Genomic DNA, 12330 nt, shown 5'->3' on the forward strand with positions numbered 1-12330 from the left:
GCTAGATAAAAAAATTCATAAAATAAGCTGCTATGTTAAAGTAAATCAAAACACTGGTTAAATCACTTAATGTAGATATAAATGGTCCACTTGCAACTGCAGGATCAAATCCTATACGATCCATTAAAATTGGAATCAAGCTCCCTGCTAGGTTTGCTACAATTATTGCAAAAAGCATAGCTGTTCCGATGACAAAACCTAAGATGAAATTTTGCTTCCAAATACCAATTACTAGAAAAATCGTAATTCCTGTTGTTAAGCCAGTTATAACACCCGTTAAAGCTTCACTAATAACTAAACGTACAAAACTTTTATTTTTATCATCATTATCCGCTAATTTCCTAACCGCTACCGCTAACGACTGGGTTCCTGCGTTACCAGCAGTACCCGTAATTAGAGATATAAATACAGCCAAAATACTAGCTTCACTTACTAAAACCTCATATCGACTAATTAACGTTGCTGTTCCCATTCCTAAAAATAATAGTGTAATTAGCCAAGGCAACCGTTTAGAAGCTGCTACGAAAGGGTTCTCTGATTGCTCGCCAACATCAACCCCGGCTAAACCAGAGTAATCACTTGCAGCTTCTTCATCAATAACATCAATGATGTCATCAACCGTAATAATCCCTAAAAGATAATCTTCATTATCTACAACTGGAACAGCTAGAAAGTTATAATCTCTAATCGTCTGAGCAACATCGTTTTGATCATCTGCTACATTTACTGTAATTGGACGATCTCCCATTACATCAGAGACTAATTCATTATCTTCATGAGTAATCAAATCCCTTAAAGAAATGACCCCTACTAGTTTCTCAGCCGTATCGATAACATAAATATAATAAATTGTTTCAGCTTCTAACGCCTTATTTTTTAAAGTGCGCATAGCTTCTCCAATAGTTTGCGTTACCGTTACCGAAACATATTCAGTTGTCATTATTGAACCAGCAGTCTCATCTTCGTAGTGAAGCAATTCTTTAATTTCATCAGAATTATCGATGGTCATCATACTCAAATATTTACGTAAATCTTTTTTGTCTAATTGATTTAAAATATCTACTGCATTATCTGTATACATCTCACTCAACATGTCAGCAGCATATTGAGGATCCATTTCTTTAAGATAAACCTCAACAGATTCTTCATCTTCTTCAAGAATTTCAAACATATCTGCCATTTCTCTTGGTGAGAGATAAAAATACATTTGTCGTCTTTCTCTTTCAGTTAACGACAAATAATATTGGCCTTGTTCATAAACATGTAACGATAAAAATTCCAAGCGAAATTCTTCTAGTTTTTTTTCTTCTAGATAGAGCTTCAACAAAGCTAATTTTTCTTCCATTTCTAATTGTGCTTCATTCAATAATATCGCCCCTTTCTAAAAGACTTTTTCATTTATTGTATTTAAGCCATTCCGCTATATCTTCTGGATAATTTGACTCCAGTAAAATTTTTTCATCTGTAAACGGATGAATAAAATCTAATTGATGACAATGTAGAGCTTGTCTTTTAATAAATTGATTCTTTTCACCACCGTAAAGGTCATCTCCAACTAGAGGATAACCAATATGCGAAAAATGAACCCGGATTTGATGCGTTCTTCCCGTGTGTAGCTGGACGTCAAGAAGAGTCGCTTCATCAAAGCTTTCTTTAGTCCAATACTCTGTCAAAGCTGCTTTACCTTTTGGATGAACAATTCTTCTAATAATAGAATCTTCTGGCATACCAATTGGTTCTTGGATTATTCCATGTCCTTTATCTCTCATTTTACCAGTTACTAGAGCAACATACTTTTTATGTAATTGCTTTAATTTTAGTTCATTATCTAATAAAGCATGAGCATAACCATGCTTAGCAAATAACATTAAACCAGTTGTATCTCTATCTAAACGCGTAACGATATGAATCACTTGGTCAATATAATTTTGTCGGACATAATATCCTTTTACTCGATTAGCCATTGTATTTTCAGGGTGGATTTTTGAGGGTATTGAAGCCACACCATAGGGTTTATTTACAACTAAGATATGTGCATCTTCATATATGATATCTATAGGAATATTTATTGGAACGGTTGTTTCGTGTCCAATTTCATCTGGTATCGTCACTTCTACTCTATCATTCGCTACAAGATAATGGACTGCATTTTCTTCATGACCATTAACCTCTATTTTACCACCTTGAAATTTTATTTTTGCTAATAACCCTCTCGAAATACCTTTAGTTCTTAAAAATGTTTTTACTTGCTGTTTTTCTGGTAACTCATATAACCAATTAAACTTCATATTTATTTTTCGCTCCAATAAACGCGTCTTCTACTCTACTCCAAAAATGGGTATGCCTATATCGAGCAAAATGAATTCGCTCGTTTGCTATTCGGTATTGTAATTCGACGATATTTTTTTCAGATGATGACAATTGATCAACTGTCAGTATAAATCCATCTGTTGTGATAGGTTTAATTCTAATCCATTCATCCGGAGCAACAATCATGGGTGAGCTCAACGTTCTAAAAACCCGATTATTTATTGAAGCTATCTCTGCCAACTGAATAGCTTCTAGTCTAGGATGAATAATGGCGCCTCCGACTGACTTATTGTATCCTGTTGAACCTGTAGGAGTTGAAACACACAGCCCATCTCCTCTAAATCTTTCAAATAACTCATCTTTAATGAACACATCACAAACCATCGTTCCATCAACACGTTTCATTGTTGATTCATTTAATGCTAAAAAATGCGATGATTCTTTTTTTCCTTGGTATGTTACTTTAATATCTAATAGTGGATAACTGATGCTTTCGCCTTTGTCCTCAATCAAGCTTGCTACTAGATCTGGAAGCTCATAATCACGCCAGTCTGTGTAAAAACCTAAGTGTCCTGTATGCACTCCGACAAAACGAATTTGATCTAATAGATGCGCATAACGATGGAAAGCCGATAGCAATGTTCCGTCACCACCTATAGTAATAACTAAATCGGGACTTTTACTATCTATTTGAATCCCCTTTTCGATTAACATTATTCTTAACTCTGCTGCTAATGTTAAAGACTTTTCGTTATTGTTATGAACAATAGCTATTTTCACAGCTCTTCCCTCCACTCTTAATGCCGCCAAGATAATAGTTATTTTGTGTGCTTGTTCTTTTCTTTATCTCGTTGATTATATGAAAACATCTGCTGAGCTTCTTGGATTTCTTCTCTAATCTGAGACATCTCTTCATCCAGTTGAAACACTGCTTCTGCAGCTCTTTTTAATCGTATTTTAATATCTTCTGGAAACTCTCCTTGATATTTATAATTTAAAGAATGCTCAATAGTAGCCCAAAAATTCATAGACAGAGTCCTTATTTGAACTTCAGCCAAAATAATTTTTTCTCCCTCAATAACTTGCACCGGATATTCAAAAACCATATGGTATGAGCGATAACCACTTTCTTTTTTATTTGTAATATAATCGCGTTCTTCAACAATCTTAATATCATTACGGTTTCTTAATAAACGTACTACTTCGTGAATATCTTCTACAAATTGACACATAATTCTTAATCCAGCTATATCTTGCATGTCAGTTTCTAAATGTTTTAATGGGACATTTCGTAATTTTGCTTTAGCTAGGATACTATCTACCGGTTTTACTCTTCCAGTAACGAATTCAATTGGAGTATGCAAATTTTCTTTCCCAAATTGCTTTCGAATTCCTTTTAACTTAACTTTCAATTCATCAACTGCTTGTTGGTAAGGTATTAAAAATTCTTTCCAATTCATTTCTTCTTCCATTAATTCAACCTTCTTTATCACTCATTTTTAAACTCATTAGCTTAAAGATTGCATATTTACTTATTTTAACATATTCCGTTAAAAATAAGAACTATTCGAAATTCACTTAAATTATGATATGTGCTATCCTATAAATAACTCAATATAAAAGAAAGTATCTTATAATCAAACCAATTAAAGGAGTCAAAACGATGAGCGAGGAACTTGAAATAGAATTTAAAAATAAATTAACCGCCCAAGAATATTATAAGCTTCTTGATTATTATAATGTAGAAGACAAAGATTTTTTCGAACAAGAGAACCATTACTTCGATACTGCTCTTTGGGAGTTGAAGATGATACAAGCCGGTTTGAGAATTAGAATTCTTGAAAATTCTGGCGAATTAACTCTTAAAACTCCATTTAACTCTCATTTATTAGAAACAACGGATTATTTATCATTAGCCGAGTCTAAATCCTTGTTACTTAAAAATAAAATTGATTCTACTGGTCATGTTGCTAAGAAACTTAGAGAATTAAATATAGATCCTACAACTGTTCATCTAATCGGTTCATTAAAAACTAAACGCTTTGAAAAACAAACCTCAAAAGGTTTAATCGTACTGGATCAAAGTTTTTACGGAAACAAAACAGATTTTGAACTAGAATTCGAAGTAAAGGATGCAATGACTGGGAAAATTGATTTTGAAGTATTTTTAAAGAAACATCATTTAAAGAAAGCCCCTTCCCAAAATAAAATTGTCAGGATGATTAAAGAATCCTTAAAGACTAATAAGAATCAATAAAAGTAAAATTGTGGCAAAACTGTGACTACTAAAAAAAAATTAAAATTTAACTTAAGTCTTTTTGGTACTATTTTTTTTGATTCTTTGATAAAGTAAGGGTGTTGCAAATAGAGCAACAATGTTTTTAATACTATACAAAGTAAAGGTGAAATAGCATGTTGACACGTATGTATTCGAGTAAAGGGAATCAATTTAAACAAGTGACTGAAATTTATTTATTCATCAACCCTATTGGATCTGCATGTTACCAAGCGGAAAAAGGATTGTTGGACTTTATCGAGTCAAGTGAAAATAAAATTCATTTTCACTTTATCCCTGTCCACAATTTCAAAACATTTTCTGATTATATGAAAGCAAAAAAACTACCGAAAAGTGACTTAGAATTAAGAAATAAGCATTTTTATCAAATTTATGAAGCATGCCTAGCGTATGCTGCTGCATCAATGCAAGGTAAAAAGAAAGGTCGTCTATTTTTAATGGGTCTACAAGAAGCAATTACCGTTGATAAACAACCTTTCTCAAAAAAATTACTTCATGATACCGCTACTAAATGCAACTTAGATCTTGAAATGTTCTTTGAAGATAAACAATCAGAATTTGCTAAAGCCGCTTTTGAAGCAGATCAAAAGGTCGCTCGTGAGATGCACGTTCTTTCTAATCCTTCCTGTGTGATTTTTAATGATCAGAGTTCCAACCATGGTATACTAATTGAAGAAGATATTAGTTTTGATACACTGAAATTATTATGTAATGAAACCAATAATAATCTTCCAGCAACTTTTTTAAACGGAATTGAAAAAAAGAATAGTTTTTATGTTCTCTAATTTCCAACACAAATACACTCTATCATAGTTTTTAAAAAAAGCACCCTTCAACCTGAGGGGTGCTTTTTTTTTATATAAAATATATAGATGTTGGTGATTATACACCAACATTAATAACTATTATTTAGTTAGTTTATTACTTGCAATTTTTTCCAATTCATCTAATCTAATTTTAAAAATATTCATCGCTTCTTGTATATAGTTTTTCTTAGTCATATCCACTCCTGCTTTTTTCATCACATCGATTGGATAATCACTACTTCCAGATTTCAAATAAATTAAATATTTTTCTAAAGACTTGCCAGATTTATCTTTTAAAATTTTATCAGCAAGCGCAGTCGCTGCGGAGAAACCTGTAGAATACTGATAAACATAGTAATTATAATAAAAATGAGGGATTCTAGACCACTCGTAAGCAATTTCTGAATCTTCTGAAACATCAGAGCCATAATAGCGTTCATTCAGTTTTTTGTATGCCTGATTTAAAAATTCTGCAGTTAATGGGGTTCCCTTTGCTGATTCTTCATGTATAAAATGCTCAAAATCTGCAAACTGTGTTTGTCTGAAAATTGTTCCTTTGAATCCATCTAAATAGTGATTTAAGATGTACGCACGTATCTCGGGTTTAGTTTGAGTCTCCAATAAATATTCAGTAAGAAGATTCTCATTAGTTGTTGAGGCTATCTCAGCTAAAAATATTGAATAATCTCCATAAACATACGGCTGATTTTTTCGTGTGAAGTAGCTATGAACGCTATGACCCAATTCGTGAACCAAAGTATACAAATGGTTTAATGAATCATGCCAATTTAATAATATATAGGGATTAGTACTATAGGCTCCTGATGAGTATGCCCCACTTCTTTTTCCTTCATTCTCTATTACATCTATCCAGCGTTCATCAAATGCTTTTTCTAATACTGCCAGATATTCGTCCCCCAATGGCTTTAGCGCTGCTAAAACAGTCTCTTTTGCCTCATCATAAGTAAATTTAAGAGTTGCTTCCCCCATAATTGGTGTATACATATCGTACATATGCAACTCATTAACCGAAAGAAGTTCTTTCCTTAATTTTACGTAGCGGTGAAGCAAAAATAGATTATCATCAACGACTGTTAGTAATGTGTCGTAGACAGCTTCTGGTATATGTCCGGCAGCCAACGCAGCTTCTCTTGCCGATTTATAATGGTGAACTGTCGCGTTATAATTATGGTACTTAACATGAGAAGATAAAGTGCTCGAAAACGTATTATTTAGCCCTTGATAAACCTTGTATAGAGCTTTATAACCCGCTTCTCTCAGCAATCGATCTGTACTTTCCATTACTTGACCATATATACCATGAGTCAGTTGGATCTCTTTGCCATCTTTATCGTTTATAATAGGAAACTGTATATCCGCATTATTTAAAACATTAAATGTTTTACTAGAAGCGCCAAATATCTCCCTTGCTCCTGCTAATAAAGACTCTGCCTCAGCTGTTAAAATATGCTTTCTTGAGGAAGTCAACTGATCAATAAAATGTTGGTACATATTTAAGTCTTTATTTTCTTTTAGAAATATCTTCAACGTTTCTTCTGGAATTTCTAGGACTTCTGGCTCAAACCAAGATGTAGATTCGCTTATTTTCGTTGCTAAAAGCGAGGATTGTTCGAACATCGCTTGATAAATCGAATTTGTTGTATCTTGATCATTTTTTAAGTGAGCATAAACATAAATTGTTTCTAATTGATTTGAAATTTTTAAAATGCATTCAAGACTTTCTAAAAGAAAGTCCGAACTTTGACCTAGTTTTCCCTTAAAATTTGATATACGTGTTATCTTTTGTTCTAATTCCTCATAAGCTTTATAAAATTCTTCATCTGTTTCAAAAATATTCTTTAAATTCCAACTTAATTTTTCAGGAACGTCTTTACGTTTTGGCAGTTTTTTAAAATCGCTCATTAATTTACCTCCCTATATTTTATCCACTTTTAATTTTACCATATTATTCAATTAAATAAAGAATGTACATTTTTAAAGCTACTAATCTTTTCTTGTTCATTCTTATAGTAATAGGGTTTTCTTTTTAACATCCATTGATTAGTTTTAGTTTCCATTAAAATATCTACTGTCACAAGTAACTTAACATACTCATAAAACGGTTTTTTTTGCTCTTCTATCGTGAGTAAAGGCATAGTGTAAAAGATTACTGTTTTATCAACTAACATCTTATTTAGTTGGTTGTCTAGCTCTTTTAAATTAATTATTGATCCAATATATTTATTTGTTAGCCATTTAAGTAAAATGTATTTCCAAAAATGTGGAAGTGTCCTAATCAGTAATTGACCTTGAACTTTAAAATAAACTTCAATCGGAAGAGAAATCAATGAATCTCCTCTTTGGTAGATATATTTTTGAAATGAGACCATCTCTGGATTTCGATACATTCTCCCTTGATTAAGATAGTCATGACTTTTAATTAGTTCTTTTGGTTGTGGAACAATTCTGTTTTTTCGAATTCTATTTTTGTTGGCTAACTCTTTTACTACTGAAGATACATTACTTAGCATTAATTGATTTAATTTTATTGTAACCCTATCATACTCTATTTCTTGCGTTAAATTTTGGTAGTCAATATTTGAATAGACAAAGAATTTTTTGTTTGGAACATCTAGAAAAAAAAGACTTCTTCTAATGTATGCATTACTATAGATAAAAAGCCGCTGAAATGCAGTCACTCTATCTGTAAGTTTAAATTGAGATCCTACTATCCAAAAAACTTCGTATCCTTTTGTTTTATACCCCTCGGTTCTTTCTTGCATTCTTTTTACAGGCAATGGACTACATTGGAATTCAACGGCTATTGCCTTAGTTTGATTTATCCAAACAAGTATATCTGGACGTTGGTTCAAATCCGGTAGATGGGCCTCTAATTGACAAACGAATCCTTGTTTAACAAACCAATCCAACAATAGTTGTTTTCCTTGTAGATGTTCTTTTGTCTCACCTTCTGAAAATGCAAGACAATTTGTTTGATTAAAATGTGAAAAGTGAGCAATTTTTAACTTTCCATTTTTTAAGAATACACTGTTTTTACAATCAGGACAATAAAATGAAGCTTTTTTTTGAATCTTCTCCTCTACTTTACTAGCATGGATTAATTCTTCTTTATCATTAAGTGCTATAAGCATTTAGGACACTTCCATTCATACAGTTTTACTTAATATCCGCAGAATGATTGAATTTCTTAATAAAAAAAACAATTTTCAGAAATAATTCATTTCTAAAAATTGTTTTTATGAACTATTTATTTAAAATAGAAACGACTTAATTCTAAAGCGTTATTTCCCATTATCTCTCTACCATGTTCAGTTAAGATTCCATGAGTTATAGGTGTTCTTTGAGCAAATTCTAACGCAACAGTGACTTGGTCTTCAACACTTCGTTCTCCTATTTCCTCTGTAAAAAACATTAGGTGAATGAAATAACTATTTTTATACCAAAAAAGTTTAGAAGTCGCATTCTCTAAATATAATTGTTTAGATAAAGAAACCATATCTTCAAACTCATTAAATCTTAGAACAACCTCTTGAGTTTGTTTTGTTGAGTCATTTGGATAATCTTCTTCAACAGCTTCTTCCTGGTTATCATTTATTAACTGATTTTTTATAAGTTTAGAAAACTCGTTTGCCTCAAAATTACCTGATGCTGAAGAAAAATCAATATCTTCATTCAACGGACCACCCTTACTGATGAATAATTCTAATCCACTTCCGCTTGGCAAAACTTGAAATGTAATAGCATCAGATTCATGGAATTTTTCGTCTACATCTACTTCTTCCAAAATACTGTAAAAGAAGTCTTCGATTTGTTTATGATTTCCTAAAAGATCTAAAAAGGTTATCCCTCTTTCTTCTAAATCAGTACTTTCTATAAGCACACGAATTGTATTCTCATTAATATGTTCCATCTCCATAGTCATACACCTCGCCTCTTATTTCCTTGTTCATAATAGTAATTATAAACAATATTCTTACTAACTATTTTAAAGCAAATATATAAAATGTAAAGATAAATGTGTTAAAACAAGCTTATGTTAAGAATAACAAAAAATTATAAAAAAAGAGTGCCACTAGAAAATCGTGGCAATCTTTTTTAAAGTTTTAATTTAGTATCCTACGATTCTTTGAGCACGTAACAATTCAATTGCACGTACTTCTCTTGGCAAGAAGCGGCGAATTTCATCTTCGTTGTATCCAACTTGTAGTCTTTTCTCATCTACCATAATCGGACGGCGCAATAATCCAGGATTCTCTTGAATTAAAGAAAATAAATTTTGAAGTGGCAATTCCTCTAAATCAATATTCAATTCTTGGAATGCTTTTGATCTTGTAGAAATAATTTCTTCTGTACCATCTTCAGTCATTCTTAAAATAGATTTAATTTCAGGAATATCTAAAGGCTCAGAAAAGATATTTCTTTCTTTATAAGTAATGTTGTTTTCTTCTAGCCAAGCTCGTGCTTTACGACATGAAGTACAACTAGGTGATGTATATATTGTTACCATATGTTATTCTCCCCTTTTCTAAGTCCGATTGATCTAGTCAAAAATTTATAAAGGACGTTATTCCTTTTAACTTACTGTCTTACATTTGTTATTATATAACATTAAATAATAAAATGCTATAGTATTTGTCAAAAATTTGTCACTTTTAACAAAAAAAATTCTAAAATTAAAAATAATACTTTTTCCAAAAAACTAAAAATACTATTCAACCCATCTAAATCGGTATTTATCAATTAGTTTCCCACATTGTATACATTACAATATAAGAATTGATTGAAAATAAAAAATACATATTAATATGAGACTCTCGTCTACAAAATTAACATGTATTTTTTCAACTTAGTTATTTAGCGTATCTTGCTTTTTTTTCTTTCAATGCTTCAATATCTGATTCACGACAATAGACATAATGTCCGGGAGTTATTTCTCTTAAAGCTTCTGGCTCACCATTTTCTTCTCTACGAATATACGGTGTACGAACACGGTTACGTTCGTACTCTGGATCAGGTAAAGGAACAGCAGAAAGTAAGCTTTCAGTATAAGGATGCAATGGTCTATTGTACACTTCATCAGCTGCTGCTAACTCAAGTAACTTACCATTGTTCATTACTCCTATACGATCACTAATATATTTTACCATTGATAAATCATGAGCGATAAATAAGAAAGTTAAATCCTTTGTTTTTTGTAATTCCATTAAAAGATTTACCACCTGTGCTTGAATCGATACATCTAATGCAGATATAGGTTCGTCAGCAATAATGAATTTAGGTTTAACGGCTAAAGCCCTAGCAATACCAATACGTTGACGTTGTCCACCCGAAAATTCATGAGGATAACGTGATGCATGGTCAGGATTTAATCCAACCGTTTTAAGTAATTCATCAACTTGTTGATTTCGATCTTCTTTTGATGAAGCTAAACCATGAATGTCAATTCCTTCAGCAATGATATCGCGAATCTTCATCTTAGGATTTAACGAAGCGTAAGGATCTTGAAAAATCATTTGCATGTCTCTTCTGAATTGTAACATATCTTTTTTCCCTGTAATACTATGAACTTGCGTACCTTCGAAATCAATTTCTCCAGCAGTAGGATTATATAATCTAATAATAGAACGGCCTGTCGTTGACTTCCCAGATCCAGACTCACCAACTAAACCAAAAGTTTCACCTTTAAAAATATCAAACGTAACATCATCTACAGCACGAACTTCATTCTTAGTGCCTTCGTTAAAATATTGTTTTAAGCCTCTAACCTCTAAAATTTTCTCTCTTTGCTCCATTTTTAAACGCCTCCTTTTACTTCATTATCAGAATCAAAAACGGAGGTATCATTGTAAGCATGATTTGCAAATTTTTCTTTATAGACAGCTTGTCTTGCTCTAATTTCAGCAGGAGGAATTACAGCCGGTGAATCTGGATGCAATAGCCATGTAGCAGCATAATGTGTCTCTGATATTTTGAACAAAGGTGGTTCCAGTTGTGTATCAATCTTCATTGCAAATTCATTACGTGGAGCAAACGCATCTCCTACGGGTGGATCTAATAGATCTGGTGGTGTACCAGGAATAGCGTACAACGTTTTCTCGATATCTAGAGTTGGCATTGAACTGATTAATCCCCATGTATATGGATGTTGCGGGTTATAGAATATTTCGTCAACTGATCCTACTTCTACGATTTTTCCTGCGTACATTACTGCTACTCTGTCAGCAACGTTTGCAACTACTCCTAAATCGTGTGTAATAAAAATAATTGAAGTTGATATTTTCTTTTGCAATTCTTTCATCAAATCAAGGATTTGTGCTTGGATAGTTACATCTAGAGCTGTAGTCGGTTCATCTGCAATCAGTATTTCTGGATTACAAGCTAAAGCTATCGCAATAACGATTCTTTGACGTTGTCCACCTGAAAATTGGTGTGGATATTGTTTCATACGTTTTTCAGCTTCTGGTAGCCCTACTAAGTTTAATAATTCAAGAGCTCTATTTGAAGCTTCTTGTTTATTTAATTTTTGGTGAAGACGAATGGGTTCAGATATTTGTTTACCAATTGTCATTGTCGGATTGAGTGATGTCATTGGATCTTGGAAAATCATCGCAATATCTTTTCCACGAATTTTTTGCATTTCTTTTTCACTCTTCTTAATTAAATCTTCACCATTATAAAGAATTGAACCTTCTTCAACATTTGCATTTTGAGAAAGTAAGCGCATAATACTGCGAGTCGTAACTGATTTCCCAGAACCTGACTCGCCCACTATTGCTAATGTTTCTCCTTTTTTCAAGTTAAAACTGACACCACGGATAGCTTTTACTTTACCAGCGTAGGTGTCGAATGTGATATTTAAATTTTTGACTTCTAATACATTATTCATTCGTTTTCACC

12 protein-coding genes are annotated in these 12330 nt (G+C 32.3%); 2 read left to right on the plus strand and 10 right to left on the minus strand.

Features of this window, described 5'->3' with window-relative positions:
- Nucleotide 1: 1 nt before the first annotated feature.
- The 4 genes from mgtE to WBF61_RS03075 are packed head-to-tail and all read right to left on the minus strand — an operon-like array spanning nucleotide 2 to nucleotide 3782.
- Nucleotides 2-1366 (minus strand): magnesium transporter, encoded by a 1365-nt coding sequence (gene mgtE / locus WBF61_RS03060; protein ID WP_424253790.1) that lies wholly within the window; start codon nucleotides 1364-1366, stop codon nucleotides 2-4.
- A gap of 28 nt (nucleotides 1367-1394) precedes the next feature.
- Nucleotides 1395-2288: an RluA family pseudouridine synthase gene (locus WBF61_RS03065; protein ID WP_424253792.1), complete on the minus strand. Its 894-nt coding sequence runs from the start codon at nucleotides 2286-2288 to the stop codon at nucleotides 1395-1397.
- Nucleotides 2278-3090: an NAD kinase gene (locus WBF61_RS03070; protein WP_424253794.1), complete on the minus strand. Its 813-nt coding sequence runs from the start codon at nucleotides 3088-3090 to the stop codon at nucleotides 2278-2280. The genes WBF61_RS03065 and WBF61_RS03070 overlap by 11 nt, the downstream gene beginning before the upstream one ends.
- A gap of 38 nt (nucleotides 3091-3128) precedes the next feature.
- Nucleotides 3129-3782, minus strand: coding sequence for a GTP pyrophosphokinase (locus WBF61_RS03075; protein WP_424253796.1), 654 nt, complete (start codon nucleotides 3780-3782; stop codon nucleotides 3129-3131).
- A gap of 191 nt (nucleotides 3783-3973) precedes the next feature.
- Here WBF61_RS03075 and WBF61_RS03080 point away from each other — a divergent pair, with 191 nt between their 5' ends.
- Both WBF61_RS03080 and WBF61_RS03085 read left to right on the plus strand, forming a co-directional pair.
- Nucleotides 3974-4567 (plus strand): CYTH domain-containing protein, encoded by a 594-nt coding sequence (locus tag WBF61_RS03080; protein WP_424253797.1) that lies wholly within the window; start codon nucleotides 3974-3976, stop codon nucleotides 4565-4567.
- A gap of 155 nt (nucleotides 4568-4722) precedes the next feature.
- Entirely contained in the window at nucleotides 4723-5391 is a 669-nt protein-coding gene (locus tag WBF61_RS03085) for a DsbA family protein (RefSeq protein ID WP_424253799.1), read from the plus strand.
- A gap of 120 nt (nucleotides 5392-5511) precedes the next feature.
- On the opposite strand, the gene pepF is transcribed toward WBF61_RS03085, so the two are convergent.
- The 6 genes from pepF to WBF61_RS03115 form a co-directional block, all read right to left on the minus strand.
- Nucleotides 5512-7335: an oligoendopeptidase F gene (gene pepF / locus WBF61_RS03090; RefSeq protein ID WP_424253801.1), complete on the minus strand. Its 1824-nt coding sequence runs from the start codon at nucleotides 7333-7335 to the stop codon at nucleotides 5512-5514.
- A gap of 47 nt (nucleotides 7336-7382) precedes the next feature.
- Nucleotides 7383-8564, minus strand: coding sequence for a competence protein CoiA (locus WBF61_RS03095; RefSeq protein WP_424253803.1), 1182 nt, complete (start codon nucleotides 8562-8564; stop codon nucleotides 7383-7385).
- A gap of 116 nt (nucleotides 8565-8680) precedes the next feature.
- Nucleotides 8681-9349, minus strand: a complete 669-nt coding sequence (locus tag WBF61_RS03100) for an adaptor protein MecA (protein WP_424253851.1) — start codon at nucleotides 9347-9349, stop codon at nucleotides 8681-8683.
- A 192-nt stretch (nucleotides 9350-9541) separates the two neighbouring features.
- Entirely contained in the window at nucleotides 9542-9940 is a 399-nt protein-coding gene (gene spxA / locus WBF61_RS03105) for a transcriptional regulator SpxA (protein ID WP_424253805.1), read from the minus strand.
- Between the two features lie 343 nt (nucleotides 9941-10283).
- Nucleotides 10284-11225, minus strand: coding sequence for an ABC transporter ATP-binding protein (locus tag WBF61_RS03110; RefSeq protein WP_424253807.1), 942 nt, complete (start codon nucleotides 11223-11225; stop codon nucleotides 10284-10286).
- A 2-nt stretch (nucleotides 11226-11227) separates the two neighbouring features.
- Nucleotides 11228-12319 (minus strand): ABC transporter ATP-binding protein, encoded by a 1092-nt coding sequence (locus WBF61_RS03115; RefSeq protein WP_424253809.1) that lies wholly within the window; start codon nucleotides 12317-12319, stop codon nucleotides 11228-11230.
- Between the last annotated feature and the right edge of the window lie 11 nt (nucleotides 12320-12330).

Origin of the sequence: Carnobacterium sp. (genome assembly GCF_049673005.1) — a bacterium.
Classification (GTDB): Bacteria; Bacillota; Bacilli; order Lactobacillales; family Carnobacteriaceae; genus Carnobacterium_A.

Excerpts from the sequence above, each read along its gene's own strand:
- WBF61_RS03065 (WP_424253792.1), bottom strand. The coding sequence starts at position 2,288 with ATGAAGTTTAATTGGTTATATGAGTTACCAGAAAAACAGCAAGTAAAA.
- WBF61_RS03075 (WP_424253796.1), bottom strand. The coding sequence starts at position 3,782 with ATGGAAGAAGAAATGAATTGGAAAGAATTTTTAATACCTTACCAACAA.
- WBF61_RS03080 (WP_424253797.1), top strand. The coding sequence starts at position 3,974 with ATGAGCGAGGAACTTGAAATAGAATTTAAAAATAAATTAACCGCCCAA.
- WBF61_RS03085 (WP_424253799.1), top strand. The coding sequence starts at position 4,723 with ATGTTGACACGTATGTATTCGAGTAAAGGGAATCAATTTAAACAAGTG.
- pepF (WP_424253801.1), bottom strand. The coding sequence starts at position 7,335 with ATGAGCGATTTTAAAAAACTGCCAAAACGTAAAGACGTTCCTGAAAAA.
- WBF61_RS03095 (WP_424253803.1), bottom strand. The coding sequence starts at position 8,564 with ATGCTTATAGCACTTAATGATAAAGAAGAATTAATCCATGCTAGTAAA.
- WBF61_RS03100 (WP_424253851.1), bottom strand. The coding sequence starts at position 9,349 with ATGGAGATGGAACATATTAATGAGAATACAATTCGTGTGCTTATAGAA.
- spxA (WP_424253805.1), bottom strand. The coding sequence starts at position 9,940 with ATGGTAACAATATATACATCACCTAGTTGTACTTCATGTCGTAAAGCA.
- WBF61_RS03110 (WP_424253807.1), bottom strand. The coding sequence starts at position 11,225 with ATGGAGCAAAGAGAGAAAATTTTAGAGGTTAGAGGCTTAAAACAATAT.
- WBF61_RS03115 (WP_424253809.1), bottom strand. The coding sequence starts at position 12,319 with ATGAATAATGTATTAGAAGTCAAAAATTTAAATATCACATTCGACACC.